General features: G+C 61.5%; 18 protein-coding genes. 4 read left to right on the top strand and 14 right to left on the bottom strand.

The features are described from left to right. Nucleotides 1-385 precede the first annotated feature (385 nt). On the top strand, nt 386-2,278 hold the full coding sequence (locus tag N5D61_RS15225; RefSeq protein WP_279893408.1) for a methyl-accepting chemotaxis protein: 1,893 nt from the start codon (nt 386-388) through the stop codon (nt 2,276-2,278). A gap of 143 nt (nt 2,279-2,421) precedes the next feature. Here N5D61_RS15225 and N5D61_RS15230 read toward each other — a convergent pair whose 3' ends face one another. The 3 genes from N5D61_RS15230 to N5D61_RS15240 form a co-directional block, all read right to left on the bottom strand. Next, nucleotides 2,422-3,087 carry a response regulator transcription factor gene (locus tag N5D61_RS15230; RefSeq protein WP_279893409.1) on the bottom strand — a complete coding sequence of 222 codons (666 nt, stop codon included), beginning with the start codon at nt 3,085-3,087 and terminating at the stop codon, nt 2,422-2,424. 187 nt (nt 3,088-3,274) lie between these two features. After that, entirely contained in the window at nt 3,275-4,075 is an 801-nt protein-coding gene (locus N5D61_RS15235) for an endonuclease/exonuclease/phosphatase family protein (RefSeq protein ID WP_279893410.1), read from the bottom strand. Between the two features lie 93 nt (nt 4,076-4,168). Next, nucleotides 4,169-5,383 carry an MFS transporter gene (locus tag N5D61_RS15240; RefSeq protein WP_108240609.1) on the bottom strand — a complete coding sequence of 405 codons (1,215 nt, stop codon included), beginning with the start codon at nt 5,381-5,383 and terminating at the stop codon, nt 4,169-4,171. 212 nt (nt 5,384-5,595) lie between these two features. On the opposite strand from N5D61_RS15240, the gene N5D61_RS15245 reads away from it, so the two are divergent. Beyond that, nucleotides 5,596-6,267: a TetR/AcrR family transcriptional regulator gene (locus N5D61_RS15245; RefSeq protein ID WP_108240610.1), complete on the top strand. Its 672-nt coding sequence runs from the start codon at nt 5,596-5,598 to the stop codon at nt 6,265-6,267. 78 nt (nt 6,268-6,345) lie between these two features. On the opposite strand, the gene N5D61_RS15250 is transcribed toward N5D61_RS15245, so the two are convergent. Both N5D61_RS15250 and N5D61_RS15255 read right to left on the bottom strand, forming a co-directional pair. Next, nucleotides 6,346-7,485, bottom strand: a complete 1,140-nt coding sequence (locus tag N5D61_RS15250) for a M14-type cytosolic carboxypeptidase (RefSeq protein WP_279893533.1) — start codon at nt 7,483-7,485, stop codon at nt 6,346-6,348. A gap of 607 nt (nt 7,486-8,092) precedes the next feature. Further along, nucleotides 8,093-8,560 carry an Lrp/AsnC family transcriptional regulator gene (locus N5D61_RS15255; RefSeq protein ID WP_108240611.1) on the bottom strand — a complete coding sequence of 156 codons (468 nt, stop codon included), beginning with the start codon at nt 8,558-8,560 and terminating at the stop codon, nt 8,093-8,095. A gap of 222 nt (nt 8,561-8,782) precedes the next feature. On the opposite strand from N5D61_RS15255, the gene N5D61_RS15260 reads away from it, so the two are divergent. After that, a complete protein-coding gene (locus tag N5D61_RS15260; RefSeq protein ID WP_279893411.1) occupies nt 8,783-12,262 on the top strand; it encodes an indolepyruvate ferredoxin oxidoreductase family protein in 3,480 nt (1,159 codons plus the stop codon). A 116-nt stretch (nt 12,263-12,378) separates the two neighbouring features. Here N5D61_RS15260 and N5D61_RS15265 read toward each other — a convergent pair whose 3' ends face one another. The 8 genes from N5D61_RS15265 to N5D61_RS15300 all read right to left on the bottom strand — a co-directional run bounded on the left by N5D61_RS15265 (nt 12,379) and on the right by N5D61_RS15300 (nt 21,107). Then, on the bottom strand, nt 12,379-14,337 hold the full coding sequence (locus N5D61_RS15265; protein WP_279893412.1) for an acetyl/propionyl/methylcrotonyl-CoA carboxylase subunit alpha: 1,959 nt from the start codon (nt 14,335-14,337) through the stop codon (nt 12,379-12,381). Then, nucleotides 14,334-15,167: a gamma-carboxygeranoyl-CoA hydratase gene (locus N5D61_RS15270; protein WP_279893413.1), complete on the bottom strand. Its 834-nt coding sequence runs from the start codon at nt 15,165-15,167 to the stop codon at nt 14,334-14,336. The genes N5D61_RS15265 and N5D61_RS15270 overlap by 4 nt, the downstream gene beginning before the upstream one ends. A gap of 14 nt (nt 15,168-15,181) precedes the next feature. Next, the gene (locus tag N5D61_RS15275; RefSeq protein WP_279893414.1) at nt 15,182-16,789 is read right to left on the bottom strand and encodes a carboxyl transferase domain-containing protein; all 1,608 of its coding nucleotides are present in this window, start codon (nt 16,787-16,789) and stop codon (nt 15,182-15,184) included. An 88-nt stretch (nt 16,790-16,877) separates the two neighbouring features. After that, nucleotides 16,878-18,041, bottom strand: a complete 1,164-nt coding sequence (locus tag N5D61_RS15280; RefSeq protein ID WP_279893415.1) for an isovaleryl-CoA dehydrogenase — start codon at nt 18,039-18,041, stop codon at nt 16,878-16,880. 189 nt (nt 18,042-18,230) lie between these two features. Next, a complete protein-coding gene (locus N5D61_RS15285) occupies nt 18,231-18,770 on the bottom strand; it encodes a hypothetical protein (RefSeq protein ID WP_279893416.1) in 540 nt (179 codons plus the stop codon). Nucleotides 18,771-18,781: 11 nt separating this feature from the next. Next, nucleotides 18,782-19,681 carry a hydroxymethylglutaryl-CoA lyase gene (locus tag N5D61_RS15290; RefSeq protein ID WP_279893417.1) on the bottom strand — a complete coding sequence of 300 codons (900 nt, stop codon included), beginning with the start codon at nt 19,679-19,681 and terminating at the stop codon, nt 18,782-18,784. A 28-nt stretch (nt 19,682-19,709) separates the two neighbouring features. Further along, nucleotides 19,710-20,090, bottom strand: a complete 381-nt coding sequence (locus N5D61_RS15295) for a MerR family DNA-binding transcriptional regulator (RefSeq protein ID WP_108240265.1) — start codon at nt 20,088-20,090, stop codon at nt 19,710-19,712. 57 nt (nt 20,091-20,147) lie between these two features. Then, nucleotides 20,148-21,107, bottom strand: a complete 960-nt coding sequence (locus N5D61_RS15300) for a LysR family transcriptional regulator (RefSeq protein WP_279893418.1) — start codon at nt 21,105-21,107, stop codon at nt 20,148-20,150. A 168-nt stretch (nt 21,108-21,275) separates the two neighbouring features. On the opposite strand from N5D61_RS15300, the gene N5D61_RS15305 reads away from it, so the two are divergent. Continuing rightward, a complete protein-coding gene (locus N5D61_RS15305) occupies nt 21,276-22,508 on the top strand; it encodes an acyl-CoA dehydrogenase (RefSeq protein WP_279893419.1) in 1,233 nt (410 codons plus the stop codon). A gap of 78 nt (nt 22,509-22,586) precedes the next feature. Here the strand turns inward: N5D61_RS15305 and xthA are convergent, their stop codons facing one another. Further along, nucleotides 22,587-23,399, bottom strand: coding sequence for an exodeoxyribonuclease III (gene xthA, locus N5D61_RS15310; protein WP_108240263.1), 813 nt, complete (start codon nt 23,397-23,399; stop codon nt 22,587-22,589). Nucleotides 23,400-23,687: the final 288 nt, after the last annotated feature.

A 23,687-nucleotide genomic window follows, 5' to 3' on the forward strand; every position in this document is an offset into this window, starting at 1 on the left:
CCACAAATGGGGCCGCTGTAAAAGCGGAACGGTGAATCAGCGTCACCCTCGCCAATGGATCAGCTCGCTATAAACCGAACCAACCGACCAACCAGCCAAACAGCAGCCGCAGCAGAGTGTTTGCCCGGGGCAATTAAAACCGCGCATATTGGATCCTGAATTAGTTGTCTGCTGCCCTTGAAAAGTGACCGAGCCAATTAACCGGTTTTTTAAGTAAGCGAACTAAGGCTGTTCGACAGCCGGTATTCAACTTCCCACCCCCACGGTCGAAACATATTTCAGGCCGCATCTTCCCTTTCTTCTTACAACCCCGTAAAAAGCGCGGCGCGCGCCTGATCGGTCACGCATCCTCGTCGCTGGCATTCCTGGTTATGGACACAATCGTATGATCAAACGTCTGGGCTTCAGCAGAAAGATCCTGCTGGCCGCTGCACTCATAGTTGTCGTTGCTTTTTCATGTTTCATCCTCGTGAACGATTACCGACAGCGCGAAACGCTGAAGAGCAATGTCAACGCCGAACTGCAACAACTGGGCAGTTTGACCACGCAAAACATTCAAACCTGGCTCGACAGCCGAACCCAATTGCTCTATTCGATGGCCCAGCAGATTGCCGCCGATGGCGCCACGCCCGCCAGTCTGCAGCGCATCGTGGGACTGCCGGTGTACCCGGACAACTTCCAGCTCAGCTACTTCGGCGGCAAGGACGGCCTGATGTTCTCGGTTCCGGCCGGTAACCGTGCCGCCGACTATGACCCGCGCGCCCGCGGCTGGTACAAGGCCGCCGATGCGGCTCAAGGCACCATCGTCACCGAGCCCTATATCGCCGCCTCGTCGGGCAAGCTGGTGGTCACCCTGGCCACCCCGGTGCGTCAGCAAGGCCAGATGATCGGTGTGGCTGGGGCGGACATATCGCTGGATGCCATTACCAAAACCATCAATTCGCTGAATTTCGGTGGCCATGGCTATGCGTACATCGTTAGCGCCGATGGCAAGATCCTGATTCACCCGGACAGCAAGCTGATCCTGAAAAACGTCAGTGAGGCTTACCCCAACGGGGCGCCGAAAATCGCGCCAGGCGTGTCGGAAATCGAATCGGCTGGCAAGGCGCAGTTCATTTCGTTCACCAAGGTCGAGGGCCTGTCTTCGGCCAACTGGTACGTGGCGCTGGTGCTCGACCGGGACGCGGCCTACTCGATGCTCAGTGAATTCCGTGCCTCGGCCATGACCGCAATGGTCATTGCGGTGGCGATCATCATGGTGCTCCTGGGCCTGCTGATCCGGGTGCTGATGCAGCCGTTGCACCAGATGGGTCGCGCCATGCAGGACATCGCCGACGGAGAGGGCGACCTGACCAAACGCTTGTCGATCCTCTCCCAAGACGAGTTCGGCGCTTTGGCATTGTCGTTCAACCGTTTCGTGGAGCGGATTCACGGTTCGATCCGCGAAGTGGCCTCCACGGCGGGACAACTGGGCGAGGTCGCCGCGCGGGTGGTGGGTGCTTCCAACTCGTCCATGGGCAACTCGGATCAGCAATCCAGCCGTACCAGCAGCGTTGCTGCGGCGATCAACGAGCTAGGGGCCGCTGCTCAGGAAATCGCCCAGAATGCGGCGCTGGCTTCCCAGCATTCCAGCGAAGCGACACAGTTGGCCAGTGAAGGGCAGGGTGTCGTGTCGCAGACCATCAAGGCGATGAACGCGCTGTCGGAAAAGATCAGCGAGTCTTGCGCCAACATCGAAACCTTGAACGCGAAGACCGCCAACATCGGGCAGATCCTCGAGGTGATCACCGGTATTTCGCAGCAAACCAACTTGCTGGCGTTGAACGCAGCCATCGAAGCCGCCCGTGCGGGTGAGGCCGGACGCGGCTTTGCCGTCGTGGCCGATGAAGTGCGGAACCTGGCCCATCGCACTCAGGACTCGGCTCAGCAGGTGCAGGGCATGATCGAAGAACTGCAAACGGGTGCCCGTGATGCGGTGGCGAACATGACCGAGAGCCAGCGCTTGAGCGAAAGCAGCGTGACGGTTGCCAACCAGGCCGGTGAGCGCCTGAACAGCGTGACCCGACGCATCGGCGAGATCGACGGCATGAACCAGTCGGTGGCCACCGCCACCGAAGAGCAGACCGCGGTCGTGGAGTCGATCAATGTCGACATCACCGAGATCAACACGCTCAACCAGGAAGGCGTCGATAACCTCAAGTCGACCCTCGACGCCTGCGCTCACCTTGAACACCAAACCGCACGCCTGCAGCACTTGGTCGGGACGTTCCGGATCTGAATCGGCACCTCGCCGGAGGCTGCAGGCTGGCCACCTGTCCCGCACCTGAGTCTGTGGGGCAGGGGGCAGCCACCCGCTGCAAGTTGCTTGAGCGTTCCTTCCGGGGACGTTCGACGCCCGTCGAACCGGCGTCTCCCCGTCGATCACCGCCGCAGATATGCTGCAAAATCGATGTCGCCAGCACTGAGAATCGCCTGGACGCGGTTGTGCACGTTGAGCTTGCGAAGAATCGCCGACACGTGCGCTTTGACGGTGGTTTCGGCGATGTCGAGGTTAAAGGCGATCTGTTTGTTCGAGTCGCCTTTGGTCATGCGTTGGAGCACCAGTAATTGCTTGCGCGTCAGGGCGTGAATCAGCTCGGGTGCCAGATGCGCAGCGTTGCTGACGGCGCGGCGCGCCTGGGGTTTCTGGCTGCGAATGACGTCCGAGGGCAGGTAGACGTTGCCATTGAGAATCTGTTCGATGGCCTCGGTCATCTGCTTGCGCGGCGAGGATTTGGTGATGAAGCCAACGGCGCCATAGGTAATGGCCTGAAGCACCACCTGCTTGTCCTGCTCGGCCGAAACAATCACCACTGCAATGGTGGGTGCCTCATTGCGCAGGCTGATCAACCCGTTGAGGCCGTGCATACCTGGCATGTTCAGGTCCAGCAGGATCAGGTCCAGGTCATGGTGCTCGCGGGTGATTGCCAACGCGCTGTCGAGATCGCCGGCTTCCCTGATTTCGCTGCCTGGAAAACCATCGCGGATCACGGTGTGGATGGCCTCACGGAACAGTGGGTGGTCGTCGGCAATCAGGATTTTATGCATGGTTGGGGCGCCTTTCTTATAATGCTGCGCGTCGCTCGGCGTCGGCCTTGAGGACGGTGTTCGCGCATTACATGTCAGAAACGGCACTTTGTGAATGCGACCATAGAAACGAAAACCCGTACTAAAGTCGTAGACGCTTCGCCCAATGCCCTGTCACGGGCGCGTGCATTCGAACGGGGGGCGTCCTCTAGAGGTGCACTTCCACCGCCAGCGGCAGGTGATCGGACAGGTGCGTCCAGGGCCGGGTGCCAAGAATCTTGGGGTCGTGGCTAGTGGCATTGCGCAGGTAGATGCGGTCCAACTGCAGCAGCGGGAACCGTGCCGGATATGTCCGGGCCAGCCGACCATTGCAGCGTTCGAAGACTTCGTGCAAATACTCGCAGCGTGCCAGACGCTTGTTGCCTTGCAATTGCCAATCATTGAAATCTCCGGCGATCACCACTGGGGCGTGCTCGGGCAATGAATCCAGCAAGTCGCACAACAGATTCAACTGCAACTGGCGGTGACTCTCCAGCAGACTCAGGTGAACGCAGATGGCGTGCACTTCCTCATGGCCGGGTACCTGCAACACGCAGTGCAGCAAGCCACGGCGTTCGGGGCCTGTGATCGACACGTCGAGGTTGCGGTAATGCAGGATCGGGTACTTCGAAAGCAGCGCATTGCCATGGTGGCCCTCCGGGTACACCGCATTGCGGCCGTAGGCGAAGTCGCTCCACATGCTGTCCGCGAGGAATTCGTACTGCGAGGTGACGGGCCAATTGTGGTATCGCTCCGCATGACGATCATGGCCACCGAGCACCTCTTGTAGAAAAACCAGATCGGCCCCCGTGCTGCGCACGGCCTCCCTGAGTTCCGGCAGGATGAAACGCCGGTTGAGCGCTGTGAAGCCCTTGTGCGTGTTGACGGTCAGCACCCGCAGGCGATGCACATCGCGCGCGTGGGATGTGTCTGAGGGGGGGACGCTCAAGCCAGGGGAATCCGAGGTCACGCGCTCACTCCTGTCGCGAGGGAATGTGCTAGTTCCGACCGGCCTCGATCCTGGCAGTTCAGCTTTTTCCCACCCCGACTGACTGGCGACGTCTCACACGCGGGTATCGGCCTGTGGCCGACGGGACAGCCACAGCGTCAGGCCCAGCGCAAGCATCGACAACAAGGCAGCGAAGAAGAAGATCCAGTCGTAGCCCATGCCCAACGCAATGGCCCCCATCAGCGGGCCGGAAACAGCCAAGGCCAGATCGAAGAACACCGCATACGCCCCCAGCCCCGCACCCCGGCTGCTGTTGGGGACCTGCTTGATCGCTTCGACACCGATGGCCGGGTACACCAACGACAGGCCAAAGCCGGTCAGGCCTGCACCGATCAGCGCCAGGCCGGTATTCGGCGACAGCCACAGCATGATCAGGCCAACGACCTCGACCGACATGCAGGTGATGGCCGAGCGGAAACCGCCAAAACGCGTGATCGCATTGATGAACAGCAAGCGCGCAAGGATGAAACAGACCCCGAACACCGTCAGGCACCACGCAGCGCCCTCCCAGCCTCGGTTGACGTAATAGAGGGTGATGAAGGTGGTCAAGGTGCCATAGCCGATGGACGACAGCGTCAGCCCCAGCCCGTACGGTGCGACGCGGCCGAACACCGACCAGAATGGCATGCGCTCACCTCGCACCACCGGGACCGGTGGCTTGTTGCGAATCAGCCATAGCGCCCCCCCGGCCAGCGCCGTCAGCGCCAGCCCCAGGCTCACGAAACCCAGCGCCTTGACCATGAGCACCCCCAGCGGGGCACCGATGGCGATGGCCCCATAGGAGGCAATACCGTTCCAGGAAATCGAACGTGCAGTGTGTTCGGCACCGACCTGGCCGATGCACCAACTGATGGTGCCGACGCCGATCAACCCCTGCGACACCCCCAGCATCAGGCGCGCAACGATCAGAATGGCCAGGCTGATACTCGGGAAAGGCTCGAGCAACACGGCCACCACCGTCAGCACGCCGCTGGTGGCAATGCCCAGCAACCCGTAGACGATGGCCCGCTTGGTCCCGATGGTGTCGCAGATCCTGCCCGCCACCGGGCGGCTGAGAAGGGTGGCCAGGTATTGCGCACCGATCACCAGCCCTGCCACGACAGCGCTGAACCCCAATTGGCTGTGAACATAGCCGGGCATCACGGCGATGGGCAGGCCAATGCACAGGAAGGCGATGAAGGTGTAAAACACGATGGCGACGATTTGCAGCGTGATCGCCACCGAACCGGCGTTCGGGGCAGGGGAGTTCGGCGGCAGTGCGGCAGACATGGGGCCTCTTCGCTGGAGCGGTGGAGTGCGCCATCATCGCCCGAGGCGGGTGGAAATGAAAGCAGGCTAACGATTTATCGCGGCGGGGTGTCCTCGGCGCGACAAACTCCGGCGGAGCGTAAGTCGGCCGGAAATCGCCGGTATATGCCACTTCCTTAACTTCACGGTGCGGCCCCATAATCGCGACATTCAACCGTGGTCGTGAGCCCTGCATGAAAATTGTCGACGACACCCTTCTGGAAGCGCCCGCCGAGGTGCCACCCAAGGGCCGCAAGAATAATCCCGAGAAAACCCGCGATGGCATCCTCCAGGCGGCCATTGCCGAATTCGTGGCTCAGGGCCTTTCCGGCGCCCGGGTCGATGCGATAGCCGAACGCACGCAGACCTCCAAGCGGATGATCTATTACTACTTCAACAGCAAGGAGCAACTGTACGCGGAGGTGCTGGAAAAGCTCTACGGCGACATCCGCCGCACCGAAAGCAGCCTGAGGCTAGACGTGCTGGAGCCGATGGAGGCCATTCGCCGTCTGGTGGAGTTCACGTTCGACCACCATGACCGCAATGTGGATTTCGTGCGCATCGTGTGCATCGAGAACATTCACAACGGCGACAACGTGAAGCAGTCGTCGACGATTCGTGCCTTGAGCCAGCATATCCTGGGTGCGCTCGACGAAACCCTGCGCCGTGGGGAGCAGGCCGGGGTATTCCGTCACGGCGTGCAGGCGGTCGATCTGCACATGCTGATCAGCTCGTTTTGTTTTTATCGCGTATCCAATCGCCACACCTTCTCCGAGATTTTCCAGATCGAACTGGAAGACGTCGAGGTGAAGGCACGTCAGAAAGCGATGGTGTGCGAATCGGTGATGCGCTACCTGATGCCCTGATCGGCCAGGCGAGGATGCTTGGCTGGCGCAACGCTTGCGTCGGGGAGGCGCTTTCTTTCGCCTCTCCGACGCAATGATTCAACGCAGCACGCTCACCATTTCGCCGATGACGGTCAGCACGTCATGGGCCAGGCGCATCGATCGTGCTCCAGACCAGCCGGTGAGCGGATCGGGTGCATCGTCGTTGTCCTTGAACGGCATCTCCAGTGTCAGCGACAGGCATTTATAGCGTTCACCGACACTGTTGCACGCCAGGTTCATGTTCGCCTTGCCTGGAGCCGATTTGGGGTAGCCGTAGCGGGTCTGGAAGTCTTTGGTCAAGCCACTGAGGCGTGCGCGGAAATCCGCTTCCAGTGTTTTCTGCTGGTCGGTGTACCCCGGATTGCCTTCGCAGGCTGCAGTGAAGACGTAGGGGATTTCCTCATCGCCATGCACGTCGAGGAACATGTCCACGCCGTACCTTTCCATCTGCTGTTTGACGAAATAAACCTCGGGGCTCAGTTCGGGGGTCGAATCCTGCCACGCGCGGTTGAGGTCCTTGCCCTGGGCATTGGTGCGCAGATGGCCGTGAAACGCGCCGTCAGGGTTCATGTGCGGGACCAGATACAGATCCGCCGACGCCAGCAACGCCTGAACCTGGGCATCGTGCTCTTTCAGGCGTTCGATCACGCCCTCCATGAACCACTCGGCCATGTGCTCACCAGGATGCTGTTGGGCAATGATCCAGACCTTGCGCTTGCCCGGCGCGCCATCGCCTTTTCGCAGCAGCGGAATGTCGCGCCCTTCGACGCTTTTGCCGGTGGCCAACAACTCGGTGCCAGCCTCGTTGAGCGCCTGGCCCATCAGCCAATCATGCCGCTCTCGGCTGTAAGGCTCGAAGTAGGCGAACCAGATCTGCGAGTGTTCGGGCGAACAGGTGAAATTCAATGCCTTGCCGTCGAAGTGGCTGGGCACCCGGAACCACGTCTTGTGGTCGTAGGACGCAACGGCGTTGTAGCCGGTCCAGGCCCGGTTGTAGCTGGATTCGCTGGCGTTGGTCAGGCTGAACGTATGCGTTTCGCCGACCTGCATGCCCTCGACCTTGAAGTGGAACCACTGGAAATGCGGGCTGCGAGTGTCTGGGCGGATGGCCAGTCGCACGTTTTGCGGTTGGCTGGCATCCAGCACGACGATATTGCCGCTGTCGAAATCACAGGTGATGGAAAGGGCGCTCTGGATCACGGAAAAGTCCTGGAAAGGTTAATGCCGACTCCGCGCCATCGGGTGGCGCTTTTGATCGGTACTTTACACGGATCGGGGCAACCGGCCGCGACAGAAACGTTTGACGATGAGACTCCTCGGGGGGCGCCCCTTTTCGGCTCGTCTAACGCTGATCTGCCTTTGAGGCACAGTGCGCTGGGTCCATGATCGGCCCGTCAGCGCCCGCCTCAGTGCGACAGCTTGCTGGATATTGCGCCTGAACCTCGTGGGCAGTTCAGCACGCCAGGTTCTTTTGCTATGATGCGCGCCACCGCGACAGCGACCCTCTTCATTAGCCTGAAGATGCAACACCCGACCGAACCAGACCCTTCAAGGGCACAAAAAAAAAGACCCGGCAAAAATGCCGGGTCAAAAACCGTGATTAGCCTGATGAGGAGATAATCCAAAAGCCGACCTAAGGCTTGAGGGTTATCAACCCGCCTCGCGACGGGTTGCGCTCAATAATAATCATTATCATTTGCACGTCAAATGTTTTTTTCCCTTCCCGCGAAAAAACTGAGGGCCCCCACGTGGGCGCCAGTTGGAATCCTGCTCTCTTGGCATTGCCCGGTCTGGCAGGCAACCGCTAGTCCAGAGGCAGTTCGGTGGTGCGCTTGACCACACTCATCGCAATGTTGGAGTGAGCCTCCTGCACATGGGGGCTCTGCAACAGATGGTCGCGCAGAAAGCGCTCATAGCTGGCAATGTCTTGCACCACCACCTTCAGCATGAAATCCATGTCCCCGGCCATGGTGTAGCACTCCAGAACTTCGGGGTAGCCAATGATCGCTTCTTCAAATTCCGTGAGGTAGCGCCGCCCGTGGCCTGACAGCTTGACGTCGACGAAGACCGTCATGGTCAATCCCAGTCGCGCCGGATCGAGCAGGGCGACCCGACGTTCGATCACGCCTTCTTCTTCCAGACGATTGATCCGCCGCCAGCAGGGGGACTGCGACAGCTCGACCCGTTCGGCGATATCCGCCGCAGACAGGCCGGCGTCGTGTTGCAACAGGCGGAGAATCTTACGATCGATGGGGCTGAGTTTGACCTGCATGAATTGACCCTTTTTTATTCTTCTGAAGGAACAGTCATGCAGGATAGCAGCAGATCCGGGCCAAATTAGAAAGAAAAACCCCACCTCGCGGAGGCAGTATTGGCAGTGTGCGCATCGGGCCCAACCGTCCCGACGCCCCGGCGGCCGCAGCTCATGAGGCTACAGCCCCCATTCAACACGCACCGAATGGCCACATCCCAATAACAACAATGGAGTGCCTGAATGTCCCTCGCCGATATCCGTCTGGACGATAAGTACCGGCTTGCAACCGGCAACCTGTATCTCACCGGTACCCAGGCGCTGACCCGCCTGCCCATGCTGCAGAAGCAGCGCGACGAGGCCCGCGGCCTCAACACCGCCGGCTTCATTTCCGGCTACCGCGGCTCTCCGCTGGGCAATCTCGACAAGAGCCTGTGGGATGCCAAGGATTACCTTCGCGAAAATGCCATCCACTTTCAGCCCGGCGTCAATGAGGAGCTCGCGGCGACGGCAGTCTGGGGCAGCCAGCAGGTCAACCTGTTCCCCCAGGGAAAATACGACGGAGTGTTTGCGCTGTGGTACGGCAAGGGGCCAGGCGTGGATCGGTGCGGCGACGTGTTCAAGCACGGCAACTCGGCGGGTGTCGCTGAAAAGGGCGGTGTGCTGATCCTGGCGGGCGACGATCACGGGTGCAAATCCTCGACCATCGCGCATCAGAGCGAACATGCTTTCATCGCGTCGATGATTCCGGTGCTCAACCCCAGCAATGTCCAGGAAATCCTCGATTACGGCATCATCGGCTGGGAGCTGTCGCGTTACAGCGGCTGCTGGGTGGCAATGAAGACCATCGCCGAGAACGTCGATTCGTCGGCTGTCGTCGAAGTCGACCCCTTGCGCATCCAGACGCGGATCCCCGAAGACTTCCAGTTGCCCGATGACGGCTTGCACATTCGCTGGCCCGACCCGCCGCTGGCGCAGGAAGCGCGCCTGAACACCTACAAGATTTACGCCGCTCGAGCGTTCGCGCGGGCCAACGCATTGAATAAAGTGGTGATCGATTCCCCGCAACCGCGCCTGGGGATCATCACCACGGGCAAGTCTTACCTGGACGTGCGACAAGCGCTCGAAGAACTGGGCATCGACGAAGACCTGTGCGCATCCGTGGGTATTCGAGTGCTCAAGGTCGGCATGAGCTGGCCGCTGGAGCCCGTCTCGGTGCATGACTTCGCCGAAGGCTTGGACGAGATTCTGGTGGTCGAGGAAAAACGCAGCGTGATCGAGGACCAACTGACCGGTCAGTTGTACAACTGGCCGGTAGACAAGCGTCCTCGGGTCGTTGGCGAGTTCGACGAAGAGGGGCGGTCGCTGCTGCCCAACCTCGCCGAACTGACCCCGGCGATGATTGCGCGAGTGATCGCCCGTCGCTTGGCACCGATCTATTCCAGCCCGCAAATCGAGGCACGCCTGCAATTCCTCCAGGACAAGGAAAAAGCCCTGGCCGCGCCGCTGTTCAGCACCCAGCGCACCCCGCATTTCTGCTCCGGTTGCCCGCACAACAGTTCGACGCGGGTCCCCGAAGGCAGCCGGGCACTGGCGGGCATCGGCTGCCACTACATGACGATCTGGATGGACCGTGCCACAGACACCTTTACCCAGATGGGCGGCGAGGGCGTGACCTGGATTGGCCAGGCGCCGTTCACCGAGACCCCTCATGTGTTCCAGAACCTGGGCGACGGCACCTACTTTCACTCGGGACACTTGGCGGTCCGCGCAGCGGTGGCCTCCAAGGTCAACATCACCTACAAGATCCTTTACAACGATGCCGTCGCCATGACCGGCGGGCAGCCGATCGACGGTGTGCTGCGTGTGGATCAACTGAGTCGTCAGGTGTTCAACGAAGGCGTCCAGCGCATAGCGCTGGTCTCGGATGAGCCGGATAAATACCCGAGCCGAGAAGGGTTTGCCCCGATTACGACCTTCCATCACCGCCGTGACCTGGACAGCGTGCAGCGTGAGTTGCGTGAGTTCAAGGGCGTTTCGGTGATCATCTACGACCAGACCTGCGCAACCGAAAAGCGGCGTCGCCGCAAGCGTGGGAAGATGGCCGATCTGGACAAGCGCGCCTTCATTAACCCGGCGGTCTGCGAAGGCTGCGGCGATTGCGGGGCCAAATCCGGCTGCCTGTCGATCCTGCCTAAAGAGACCGCCGAGGGCCGCAAACGCGAAATCGATCAAAGCGCCTGTAACAAGGATTTCAGCTGCGTCGAAGGCTTCTGCCCCAGCTTCGTCACGGTCCATGGCGGGACCCTGCGCAAGCCGCAACTGCCGACGCAGGCCCAGGCATTCGCGCAGTTGCCCGAACCGACGCTGCCTGGCCTGGATCGGCCGTTCAACATCCTGCTGCCCGGCGTGGGCGGCACCGGGGTGACCACCGTCGGGGCCATGTTGGGCTACGCCGCCAACCTGGAGGGCAAGGGCTGCAGCGTGCTCGATCAGGCCGGCCTAGCGCAGAAATTCGGGCCAGTGGTCAGCCACATTCGGATTGCGGCTCGCCAGCAGGACCTCTTCGCGGTGCGGATCGCCGCAGGCGAGGCGGATCTGCTATTGGGTTGCGATCTGCTGGTCGCTTCAGGGCCAGACGCCATCGCCAAGCTCGACAGCGCCAAATCCCACGCCGTGGTCAACAGCCAGCAGACACCGACTGCGGAGTTCACCCGCAATCCGGATGCCGAATTCCCTGCCGACGCCATGATGCAGACCCTTCGCGATGCCGTAGGCGACGATAAGACCCACTTCGTGCCCGCCACCGAGCTGGCCACCCGGCTGATGGGCGACAGCATCGCCAGCAACCTGTTCATGCTGGGTTATGCCTACCAGAAAGGGCTGATACCGCTGTCGGCAGCGGCAATCGAAAAAGCGATCGAGCTCAATGGCGTGTCGGTCAATCTCAACCAGCAAGCGTTTCTCTGGGGACGTCGTGCCGCCTTTGACCTGCCCGCGGTTCAGGCCGCAGCCCACCCCGATGCGGTCGTGCAGCCCGAGCCGCCGACCTTGGAGCAACGTGTCCAGGGCCACGTCGAGGCGCTCACCGAGTACCAGAGCGCGGCTTATGCCAAGCGATACCTGGCGCTGGTGGAACGGGTCAGGGTCGCGGAGGCGCGCGCGTTTCCGGGCGAGGCCCCGGCGCTGACCGAGGCCGTGGCGTTCAACTACTTCAAACTGCTGGCCTATAAAGACGAGTACGAAGTGGCGCGGCTCTACAGCAACGGCGACTTCAAGCGGCAGTTGCAGGCGCAGTTCGACGGCGACTACCGGCTGGAGTTTCACCTGGCTCCGTCCTGGCTGGCCAAGCGCGATCCGCACACCGGTTCGCTGCGCAAGCGCAGTTTCGGCCCCTGGATGTTGAAGGCGTTCGATGTGCTGGCGACCTTCAAATTCCTGCGGGGCACGCCGCTCGATCCGTTCGGCCGTAGCCTTGAGCGACGTCAGGAAAGGGTATTGATTGACCAGTACGTCAGCGATGTCGAGTTGATCCTGCTCCACGTCAACGCTTCCAACCGTCACACCGCCTTGAGCCTGGCGCGGCTTCCAGAGCGCATCCGTGGTTACGGCCATGTGAAGGAAAGCGCGATGAAGGCAGCGGCGCTCCAGGCCGAACAGTTGCGTCAAAGCCTGATCAGCGGGGAAGTGGCGATGCCGAAACTCTATGAGGTTGCAGCCTGACAGCGAAGCAGGGTGCAAGGCTCGCGGAGCCTGCACCCTGCGTTCGATCAGCCTCGGGGGTCGGTTGCGTCATGGCCTACGACGCCGGGGCAACGGACGGCCAGCCCTCACCCCGGTCAGGCGTCGGACAGGTCCACCAGCACAGCGCCCTCGCTGACCATTTCCCCTTCACCGCAATACAAAGCCGAGACAACGCCCGCCCGAGTGGCGCGTATGCTGTGCTCCATTTTCATCGCTTCCAGCACCACCAGCGGCGTTCCCGCTTCCACCTCTTGACCGACTTCTGCCAACACCCGGACGATGCTGCCGTTCATGGGCGCGGTCAGGCCGCCCTGGTGTTCTCGGCTGGCGGTAGAGGCCATTGGGTCGACCTGCTGAACCGCCTGCAGCTCGCCCCGCCAGCTCACGAACAACGTCTCCTCGCGCCGAATGGCCAATGCGCTATGCCGCACGCCGTCCGCTTCATGCTGCAAGTGGTCGTCTTGCCAGCGCACGGTGCCTGCCGCATCGTGCAACCGGACATCACGGGTTTCGTCGTGGCACCGCAGCGCCAGACTGACCTCGCTGGGCAAGCCAAGACGCAAGCCGCTGGCCGTCGACCAAGGCGAGCAGGGGTCGTCTTCGCGGACCCGAAGGGGAGTAGTGGCTTGCCAGGCGCGGGCGGCCAACGTCCAGAACGCGTCTGGAAGGGCCGTGGGCAGCGGCAGCAACGCTGCCTGGTAGCGCGTAATGAAACCGGTATCCAGTTCCGCAGCCGCGAATGCAGGGTGAGCGATGATTCGCCTGAGGAACGCCAGATTAGTGCGCAGCCCACCAATGGCGTATTCATCCAGCATCGCCAGCAGCCTAAGCCGCGCCTGTTCCCGGTCTTCCCCCCAGGCGATCAGCTTGCCCAGCATCGGGTCGTAGAACGGTGAGATCGCCTCGCCTTCCGACACGCCGCTGTCGACCCGACGACCGGGCCCAGGCGTGGATTCCCGGTACACCTGAAGCGTACCGGTGGCGGGCAGAAAATCGTTGGCCGGGTCCTCCGCGTAAAGACGCACCTCTATGGCGTGCCCGTTCAGCGGCACCTGATCCTGTGAGATCGGCAACGGTTCCCCTTGCGCAACGCGGATTTGCCAAGCCACCAGATCGAGCCCTGTGATGGCTTCGGTCACGGGGTGTTCAACTTGCAGGCGGGTGTTCATCTCCATGAAAAAGAACGCGCCGCGCGCGTCCAGAAGAAACTCGACCGTGCCCGCCCCGACGTAGCCGATGGCCTGGGCGGCACGTACCGCCGCTTCACCCATGGCGCGCCGCAGCGTCGAACTCAGGCCCGGCGCAGGCGCCTCCTCGACGACTTTCTGGTGGCGGCGCTGGATCGAACAGTCGCGCTCGTTCAGGTAAAGGCATCGGCCATGTTGATCAGCGAACACCTGGATCTCGATGTGCCGGGGTTTGAGCAGGTACTTCTCGATCAGCATCCGAGCATCGCCGAACGACGATTGTGCTTCCCGCTGTGCGGAGGCCAGGGCGGCCGCCAGGTCTTGCTCGCACTCGACCACCTTCATGCCCTTGCCGCCACCCCCCGATGTGGCCTTGAGCAGCACCGGGTAGCTGATCCGTTCAGCCGCCTCGCGGAAGGTGGACAGGTCTTGGGCTTCGCCGTGGTAGCCAGGCACCAAGGGCACACCGGCGGCCTCCATCAGGGATTTAGCGGCGGACTTGCTGCCCATGGCTTCGATCGCCGAGGCCGGCGGACCGAGAAACACCAGGCCCGCCTGCTCGACGGCTTGTGCGAAGCGGGCGTTCTCGGACAAAAAGCCGTAGCCGGGGTGAATGGCCTGGGCACCGCTGCGTCTGGCGGCCGCGATCAGGGCATCGATCTGCAGATAGCTCTCGGACGCCTTGCTGCCGCCCAGATCCACTGCACTGTCCGCTTCCTGCACGTGCCGGGCATGGCGATCGATCGCGCTGTGCACGGCAATCGTCTTCAGGCCCATCGCCTTGGCCGTGCGCATGACCCGGCAGGCGATTTCGCCCCGATTGGCCACCAGTATCGAGGACAAGGTTTGACTGCGTGGCAGGGTCATGGACGTGATCCTTCTGGCTCATTGTTCTCGTGGCGGTTCTCGTGGCGCCAGCGCGGTTCGCGCTTGTTCAAGAAAGCTTGCAGACCCTCCTGACCCTCAGCGCTGACCCGGATGCGGGCGATGGTGTTCTCGCAGTAGCGGCGCAATGCCGGGCTCAATTCGCCATCACCGACTTCTCGCAGCAACTCCTTGCTGACGCGCATCGCCTGTGGGCTGTTTGCCAGCAGGTTCGTTACCCACTCGTCAACCCGGCGATCCAGCTCGGCCAACGGATAGGACGCGGCCAGCAAGCCGATTTCGGTGGCGCGAAGCCCATTGAAGCGCTCGCCGGTCAGGGCATAGCGCCGGGCATGGCGGGGGCCGATGGCCTGTGTGACGAAGGGGCTGATGACGGCGGGGGCCAGGCCGATCTTCACTTCCGACAGGCAAAATTGCGCGTCGTCGGCACCGATTGCCATGTCGCAGCAACTGACCAGCCCCAGCGCGCCGCCGTAGGCTGCACCCTGGACCACCGCCAAGGAGGGCAGTTTGAGTTTGGCCAGGTTGTACATCAGCTCGCCCAGCTCCCGGGCATCGCCCAGGTTCGTGTTGAAGTCCAGGTTGGCGGATTCCTGCATCCAGGCCAGGTCGGCGCCGGCACTGAAATGCCTGCCCCGGCCACGTAATACGAGGAAACGCAAGCGGCTGTCGTTTTGCAGGCGATCCAGCGCAATGATCAGCTCCCGGATCATTTGCGCATCGAAGGCGTTGTTCTTTTCAGGGCGATTGAGCCAGAGCGTCGCGAAACCCCGCGGGTCGTGCTCCAGTTCAAGGGTGTCGAAGTCGATCATGGTCGTTCCTCGGGTCACATGCGGAACACGCCGAAGCGGCTCGGTTCGATGGGGGCGTTCAGGGTCGCGCTGATGGCCAGGCCGAGAATGTCTCGCGTCTGGGCGGGATCGATTACGCCGTCGTCCCACAAACGGGCACTGGAGTAGTAGGGATGACCCTGGTGCTCGTATTGATCGAGGATCGGCTGTTTGATCTGCGCCTCCTGCTCGGGGGTAAACGCATCGCCGCTGCGCTCGGCCTGCTCGCGCTTGACCTGCACCAGCACGCCAGCAGCCTGTTCGCCGCCCATCACGCCAATTCGCGCATTCGGCCACATCCACAGGAAGCGAGGATCGTAAGCGCGGCCGCACATGCCGTAGTTGCCCGCGCCGAAGCTGCCGCCAATGATCACGGTGAATTTCGGCACCTTGGCGCAGGCCACTGCCGTCACCAGCTTGGCACCGTGCTTGGCGATACCGCCTGCCTCGTATTTCTCGCCCACCATGAAGCCCGTGATGTTCTGCAGGAACAGCAACGGGATGCCGCGCTGGCAGGCCAGTTCGATGAAGTGCGCTCCTTTCTGAGCCGCTTCCGCGAACAGGATGCCGTTGTTGGCGAGAATCGCGACCGGGTAGCCATGCAGGTGCGCGAAGCCGCAGACCAGGGTGGTCCCGAACAAGGCCTTGAATTCATCGAACACCGAACCGTCCGCCAGGCGCGCAATGACTTCACGCACATCGAATGGTTGCTTCGGATCGGCGGAAATGACGCCATACAGCTCCTCGCTGGCGTACAGCGGCGCCACCGGCGCACGCGTCTGGAGCTGGCCGGCCTTGCGCCAGTTCAGATGGGCCACGCTGCGGCGCGCCAGTGCCAGCGCGTGGTCATCACTGTCGGCGTAGTGATCGGCGACACCGGAAACCCTGCAATGCACGTCGGCACCGCCCAAGGCTTCGGCGGTGACCACTTCGCCCGTCGCCGCTTTCACTAGGGGAGGGCCGGCCAGGAAAATCGTGGCCTGCTGCCTCACCATGATCGCTTCGTCCGCCATGGCCGGCACATAAGCGCCACCTGCGGTGCAGGACCCCATGACCACCGCGATCTGCGGAATACCGTTGGCACTCATGTTCGCCTGGTTGAAGAAGATCCGCCCGAAATGCTCTTTGTCGGGGAAGACCTCGTCCTGACGCGGCAGATTGGCGCCTCCCGAGTCGACCAGATAAATGCAGGGCAGGCGGTTCTGCTGGGCAATGGTCTGCGCGCGCAGGTGCTTCTTCACCGTGAGCGGGTAATAAGTGCCGCCTTTGACCGTGGCGTCGTTGGCGATGATCATGCATTCCACGCCTTCGACGCGGCCGATGCCCGCAATCACGCCCGCCGCGGGCACTTCTTCATCGTATACCCCATGGCCAGCCAGTTGGCTGAGTTCGAGAAAAGCCGACCCTGGGTCCAGGAGCCGATTGATACGCTCGCGGGGCAGCAATTTGCCGCGTGAGGTGTGGCGTTCCTGCGCCTTTGTGCCGCCACCTTCATAGACCTGAGCGAGCAGGCTGTGCAAATCGTCGACCTGCTTGCGCAGCGCCGCGTCGTTGGCGAGAAAATCCGCCGACTGTGGGTTGAGCTGTGTTTTCAACGTCGTCACTTGAATCTTCCTCCGAGCCTGGTCGGCCTCCGCGGCGGTGGCCGACGCACACTGCGTGCGGCTTGCCACGTGCTTATGGATGGCTGTTTCATTTCGTCTCGTTGAACAGCTCGCGGCCGATCAGCATGCGGCGGATTTCGCTGGTCCCGGCGCCGATTTCGTAGAGTTTGGCGTCGCGCAGCAGGCGCCCCGCTGGGAACTCGTTGATGTAGCCGTTGCCGCCCAGAATCTGAATCGTATCCAGCGCCATTTGAGTCGCGCGTTCGGCGGTATAGAGGATCACCCCTGCCGCATCCTTGCGCGTCGTTTCTCCGCGCTCGCAGGCCTGGGCCACGGCGTAGAGGTAGGCGCGGCTGGCGTTGAGTTGGGTGTACATGTCGGCGACCTTGCCCTGGATCAGTTGGAACTCGCCGATGCTCTGCCCAAATTGCTTGCGGTCGTGGATGTAGGGCAAGACAACGTCCATGCAGGCTTGCATGATGCCGGTCGGTCCGCCGGACAGCACGACGCGCTCGTAGTCCAGGCCGCTCATCAGTACCTTGACCCCGCCGTTGAGGGCGCCCAGCAGGTTGTCTTCAGGAACCTCGACGTCATCGAAGAACAGTTCGCAGGTGTTGGAACCGCGCATGCCGAGCTTGTCGAACTTCTGGCTTCGGGAAAAACCTTTCCAGTCCCGCTCGACGATGAAGGCGCTGATGCCATGGGGGCCTTTTTCCACATCGGTCTTGGCGTAGATCACATAGGTGTGGGCGTCGGGGCCGTTGGTGATCCAGGTTTTGCTGCCGTTGAGGACAAAACGGTCACCGCGCTTGTCGGCTCGCAGCTTCATCGATACCACGTCGGACCCCGCATTCGGTTCACTCATGGCGAGCGCGCCTATGTGCTGACCGTTGACCAAAGAAGGGAGGTAGCGGGCCTTCTGGTCCGAGTTGCCGTTGCGGTGGATCTGGTTGACGCAGAGGTTGGAATGCGCGCCGTAGGACAGGGCCACGGAAGCGGAGCCGCGGCTGATTTCTTCCATGGCGACCACATGGGCCAGATACCCCAGGCCCGCTCCGCCGTATTGTTCGTCGACGGTGATGCCCAGCAGGCCCATGTCACCGAATTTGCGCCACAGGTCAGCGGGGAACTGGTTGTCTTTGTCGATCTGCGCGGCACGGGGCGCCAGTTCGCGTGCGACGAACGCCTGTACCTGATCGCGCAACAGGTCGATGGTGTCACCGAGTCCAAAATTGAGGGTGGGGTAAATCATGAGACGGCGTTCCCTTAGTTGTTTTTAGCGGGGCGGTCGGGGGGTAATCATGTGTATCACCTTTACGTTAACGTAAACCTGCTACCGCCGGAATGTCAACGAGACGACGCGCCGAGGCGGACAAGTAGGCGATGAGGGGGCGTTGGGCGCGGCCGGGATGACACGGCGGGGGTGGGAGAGGGAGATTTTTCAAACGCCAGACAGCACGAAGGGGAGCCTGAGCTCCCCTCCAAGTTGTTGCATTGCATGCTCTTTTTTGTTTTTAGGCGACCTGTTGTTGTTATTGGCGGCCAGACCTTTTTTGCTTTTTTGAGCGACCCCATTCGGGGCCAAGAGCAAACGTATTTTTTTGAGCGCTGATACAGCTTCGATCTTGCGATTGACCCGACGCGGGAGCTGCCTGAGGGCAGTTTTATTGTTCTCTGTCCGGTTCAGAGGCCTTAGCCTCACAAAGCGATCCACTCCAAAAAAATCAGTTAGCTGCGTCTCTGTCCGTGTTGTTCTTGTTATGTCAGAGCCGATACGTCTTGTTTTTATTGGGTTGCTGCCGTTTGTTATTTTTGTTGTACGCAAGACATAGCAGGAGCCATGCCAATTTTTGCAAATGCCCGAAAACCGGGGCTCGCAGGCTGCGATGCCGGGTTGCGGCATGCTGATAAACCGCTCGGGTGTTTCCGTGTTACCCGTTTCCTGCGTTTGAATGCCGATCAGGGTAACACTCTGTGACAAGTTGTCGCACTTCAGCCCGACAAACGTGCAGTGGCGACCCGCGAACCGTTGGCCCGGCCCAGCACGTCGCTGATGCGCTGCCCTGCGCGAATCAAGCGTTCCAGGTCAACGCCGGTGTCGATGCCCAAGCCGTTGAGCAGGTAGAGCACGTCCTCGGTGGCGACGTTTCCCGTCGCGCCCTTGGCGTACGGACATCCGCCCAACCCGGCCACTGAACTGTCGAACACGTGCAGGCCTTCCAGGAGGCTGGCGTAGATATTGGCCAGCGCCTGGCCGTACGTGTCGTGAAAGTGTCCGGCCAGCTTTCCGCGCGGGATGAATGCGGCCACGGCATCGATCAACGCCCGGGTCGCCCCCGGCGTGCCGGTGCCAATGGTGTCGCCAAGGGAGACTTCGTAGCAGCCCATCGAAAACAGCTCCCTCGCCACCGCAGCCACTTGCTTTGGTGCCACGTGGCCTTCATAAGGGCAACCCAGCACGCAGGACACATAGCCGCGCACCGGCATGCCATGCAGGCGCGCCGCTTCCATGATCGGAAGGAACCGGTCGAGGCTCTCGCTGATCGAGCAGTTGATGTTGCGTTGAGAGAACGCTTCCGAGGCTGCGGCGAACACCGCCACTTCCTTCACGCCGACGGCCAGCGCATCCTCGAACCCTCGCAGGTTAGGGGTGAGCGCGGAGTAGGTCACCCCGTCCTTGCGCTGAATGCCCGCAAATACATCGGCCGACCCTGCCATCTGTGGCACCCATTTCGGCGAAACGAAACTGCCGACTTCAATGAAGGAAAGCCCTGCATCCGCCAGGTCATCCACCAAGCGTATTTTGTCCTCGACGGACAAGGGGCGGGCCTCGTTCTGCAGGCCGTCACGGGGACCGACTTCGACCAGGCGTACACGTTGTGGGAGAGTCATGGCGGGGAAGTCCTTGAGTGAGGAGAGCTCAGTGGGCCAGGCCGAGCGCGGCCTTGCAGCGCTCTTCGGCAGTGTCCAGCTCCAACTGCATCTGCTGAATGTCCAACAGCTGCTGGTCCAACTGCGCGCGGCGTTCGGCGATCTTGGCCAGCATGGTCGTAAGCTGCTTTTGGTTATCGCCCGTCGGGTCGTACAGCCCGATCAGATCGCGGCATTCGGCCAAAGAAAATCCGATGCGCTTGCCCCGCAGGATCAGTTTCAGGGTGACCTTGTCTCTTGGCGAATAGATGCGCTCCAGGCCGCGCCGCTCGGGGCTGAGCATTCCCTGTTCTTCGTAAAAGCGAATGGTGCGCGTGGTGATGTCCAGCTCGCGAGCAAGGTCGGAAATGCTGTAGGTCGGGTGGGTCATGGCTCAACTCGAACGGGGAGGCGATGCGCGTAACCTACGGCGACCTTGACGTTAACGTCAACCGTAGGATGGCTTCAACGCGTCTTCCAATGGCTGTGCCTGCTTGCGCTCCTGGGCCACGATCCACTGACACAACTCGATGATCTGCTCGCGCATCCAGCGGTTGGCAGGATCCTGATCGGTGCTTTCGTGCCAATACAGATGGGTTTCGACGGTGGGCACATCGTTGACCGGCAGTTGCACGAAGTGCAGGTCGTTGCGACGGGCGAAGCGTTCCGGGACGGTCATGACCATGTCCGTCTGCTGCAGCACCTGGGAGGCCATGAGGTAGTGTTGCGAACGTAACGCGATCTTGCGCTGAATACCCATCTTCCCGAGCGACAGGTCAACGTAGCCCAGCCCGCTGCGGCGGCTGGAAATGTGAATGTGGGCCACTGACAGGTAGTCGTCCAGGGTCAGCGCGGCCTTGTGCGCCAATGGATGGCCCTTGCGCATGGCACAGACGTAGTTGTCTTCCATCAGCTTGACATGGCGCACCTGAGGGTCGGTATTGAGCGGGGCATCGACGGCGAAGTCCAGCCGCCCGGCGGCCAGTTCCTTGGTGGTTTCCCGGCGTTTCGACAGAAAGCTTTCGATGGTCACGGCCGGGGCGAGTCGTCGCAGGCGTTGAAACAGCGGCGGGAGAATGATCGCCTCGGTCAAGTCGGTCATGCTGATCCGGTAGTTCTTGTTCGCTTGCTGCGGATTGAAGATACGGCTTTCCTGCACCGAGACACGCAACAGTGCCAACGCGTTGCGCACCGGACCGATGATGTTCTGCGCCATGGGGGTCGGCACCATGCCTTGAGCGGTGCGCACGAATAGCGGGTCGTTGAAGGTCTCGCGCAGGCGGGCCAGGGCATTGGACACGGCCGGTTGGGTGATCCCGACGATCTGGCCGGCGCGTGTCAGGTTGGCCTCGGTGTAGATGGCGTCAAAGACAATAAAGAGGTTGAGATCGACCTTGCTCAGGTTCATTGCTGTACGCCTCACGCTGTTTTTGTTGTTGGGACGATCGTGCAGAAACGGCGCAATCATATATCAGTGATGAATGTTTATACACGCCGAGAATAGGTTAGATAAATGAGGGGGCGTGCTCTAGCATCCGCTGCATGTCTAGAAACACCTCACAGAAGGTAGCTGCCCATGGATTTCGCTTATTCCCCCAAGGTTCAGGAACTGCGCGACCGCGTCACCGCGTTCATGGACGCTCACGTCTACCCCGCAGAACCGGTGTTCGAGCGCCAGGTGGCGGAAGGGGATCGCTGGCAACCGACCACGATCATGGAAACGCTCAAGGCGCGGGCGAAAGCCGAGGGGCTGTGGAACCTGTTCTTGCCGGAGTCGGAGTTGGGGGCGGGGCTGACGAACCTGGAGTACGCGCCACTGGCGGAAATCATGGGCCGCTCGCTGCTGGGCCCCGAACCGTTCAACTGCTCGGCGCCGGACACCGGCAACATGGAAGTGCTGGTCCGCTACGGCAGCGACGCGCAGAAGCGCCAGTGGTTGGAGCCTTTGCTGCGCGGCGACATTCGCTCGGCGTTCGCCATGACCGAGCCGGACGTGGCGTCGTCCGATGCCACCAACATGGCGGCCCGCGCGGTTCGCGACGGGGATGAGTGGGTGATCAACGGGCGTAAATGGTGGACATCCGGGGCCTGTGACCCGCGTTGCAAAATCATGATTTTCATGGGGCTGAGCAATCCCGATGGCCCACGGCATCAGCAACACTCGATGATCCTCGTGCCGACTGACACCCCCGGCGTGAAGATCGTCCGGCCGTTGCCCGTATTCGGCTATGACGATGCGCCCCATGGTCACGCCGAGGTGCTGTTCGACAGCGTTCGCGTTCCCTACGACAACGTATTGCTGGGCGAGGGTCGCGGGTTCGAGATCGCGCAGGGGCGTCTTGGCCCGGGGCGCATTCACCATTGCATGCGCTCGATCGGGATGGCTGAACGAGCCTTGGAACTGATGTGTAAACGCTCGGTGCAACGGACCGCTTTCGGTCGCCCGCTGGCGCGACTGGGAGGCAACATCGACAAGATCGCCGACTCGCGCATGGAAATCGATATGGCTCGTCTGCTGACTCTCAAAGCGGCCTACATGATGGACACGGTGGGCAACAAAGTCGCGAAAAGCGAGATCGCGCAGATCAAGGTAGTTGCCCCGAACGTCGCGTTGCGCGTCATCGACAGGGCCATACAAATGCATGGCGGGGCAGGGGTGTCGGGCGATTTTCCCCTGGCCTACATGTACGCCATGCAGCGCACCCTGCGCCTGGCGGATGGGCCGGACGAAGTGCACCGGGCGGCGATTGGCAAATATGAAGTGGGCAAGTACGTGCCCAAAGAGATGATGCGCAGCGAACACCGCTGATTGCAGGCGCCCCCTGCAGGGTGGGGGCGTTTTATTCAGTTGAAAAGCAGCGCTTTCTGGCGTGCGAACCGGAACGGTTCAGCTCAACTGCAGCCAGATTGGCGCGTGATCGGAAGGCTTTTCCATGCCACGCAGATCGTAATCCACACCGGCCGCCTTGATGCGCGGCTGCAGGCCCTTGGATGCCAGGATCAGGTCGATGCGCAGGCCGCGCTTGGGTTCGTCCTCGAAACCGCGACTGCGGTAATCGAACCAACTGAACTGGTCGATCACTTCCGGGTACAGATGCCGGAAGCTGTCCACCAACCCCCAGTTCTTCAGCTTTTCCATCCACTCGCGCTCTTCGGGGAGGAAGCTGCACTTGCCGGTTTTCAGCCAGCGCTTGGCGTTGTCGGGGCCGATACCAATGTCGCTGTCTTCCGGAGAAATGTTGACGTCCCCCATGACGATCAGCGGCTGATCATTGCTGAAACGCGTCTCGAGCAACTGCTGAAGGTCGGCGTAGAACTTGGTTTTGGCCGGGAATTTGGTGGGGTGGTCACGGCTTTCACCTTGCGGGAAGTAGCCATTCATGACGGTGACGATCTGGCCTTGAGGGTCGGCGTACGTGCCCCAGATGAAGCGGCGCTGAGCGTCTTCATCGTCGCTGTCAAAGCCCTTGTGCAATGACAGGGGCGCCAGGCGGGACAGCAAGGCCACGCCATAATGGCCTTTCTGGCCATGGAAATGCACGTGGTACCCCAGCGCTTCGATTTCCGCCTGTGGGAACTGATCATCGGAGACCTTGGTTTCCTGAAGGCCGATCACATCTGGCTGATGCTTTTCAATCAGCGCCGCCAACTGATGTGGGCGGGCCCGCAGGCCGTTGATGTTGAAAGACACGATTTTCATAGACGGCAGTCCTGGGCTGGGCCCGGCCCATCGCCTCTGGGCCACCGCCGTTGAGTCGGCGAGACGCAGCACCAGTCAGGCGATCGGCGGGCAGGATGAGTCGGCGGAGCCGGGTATCGAAGAAGGAGGAGCGGGTCCTTCGGGTTGCGCGGACCCTAGCAAAAATCAGACAGCGACGCTAGCCACGTGGCCCTGTCGTGGCTGCCGTCCAGAGGCGTTCGGAGCCAGACTGGCCCTGCTACGCTGTCTGTAGCGCCACGGGGAACTGTCGCCATGCCCGCCGACTCG

This window comes from Pseudomonas sp. GD03842 (assembly GCF_029841165.1).
In the GTDB taxonomy this organism is placed as follows: Bacteria; Pseudomonadota; Gammaproteobacteria; order Pseudomonadales; family Pseudomonadaceae; genus Aquipseudomonas.

Coding starts and splice junctions, on each gene's coding strand:
- N5D61_RS15260 (WP_279893411.1), top strand. CDS start 8,783: ATGTCCCTCGCCGATATCCGTCTGGACGATAAGTACCGGCTTGCAACC.
- N5D61_RS15225 (WP_279893408.1), top strand. CDS start 386: ATGATCAAACGTCTGGGCTTCAGCAGAAAGATCCTGCTGGCCGCTGCA.
- N5D61_RS15295 (WP_108240265.1), bottom strand. CDS start 20,090: ATGACCCACCCGACCTACAGCATTTCCGACCTTGCTCGCGAGCTGGAC.
- N5D61_RS15240 (WP_108240609.1), bottom strand. CDS start 5,383: ATGTCTGCCGCACTGCCGCCGAACTCCCCTGCCCCGAACGCCGGTTCG.
- N5D61_RS15230 (WP_279893409.1), bottom strand. CDS start 3,087: ATGCATAAAATCCTGATTGCCGACGACCACCCACTGTTCCGTGAGGCC.
- N5D61_RS15300 (WP_279893418.1), bottom strand. CDS start 21,107: ATGAACCTGAGCAAGGTCGATCTCAACCTCTTTATTGTCTTTGACGCC.
- N5D61_RS15245 (WP_108240610.1), top strand. CDS start 5,596: ATGAAAATTGTCGACGACACCCTTCTGGAAGCGCCCGCCGAGGTGCCA.
- N5D61_RS15265 (WP_279893412.1), bottom strand. CDS start 14,337: ATGACCCTGCCACGCAGTCAAACCTTGTCCTCGATACTGGTGGCCAAT.
- N5D61_RS15255 (WP_108240611.1), bottom strand. CDS start 8,560: ATGCAGGTCAAACTCAGCCCCATCGATCGTAAGATTCTCCGCCTGTTG.
- N5D61_RS15290 (WP_279893417.1), bottom strand. CDS start 19,681: ATGACTCTCCCACAACGTGTACGCCTGGTCGAAGTCGGTCCCCGTGAC.
- N5D61_RS15280 (WP_279893415.1), bottom strand. CDS start 18,041: ATGATTTACCCCACCCTCAATTTTGGACTCGGTGACACCATCGACCTG.
- xthA (WP_108240263.1), bottom strand. CDS start 23,399: ATGAAAATCGTGTCTTTCAACATCAACGGCCTGCGGGCCCGCCCACAT.
- N5D61_RS15305 (WP_279893419.1), top strand. CDS start 21,276: ATGGATTTCGCTTATTCCCCCAAGGTTCAGGAACTGCGCGACCGCGTC.
- N5D61_RS15270 (WP_279893413.1), bottom strand. CDS start 15,167: ATGATCGACTTCGACACCCTTGAACTGGAGCACGACCCGCGGGGTTTC.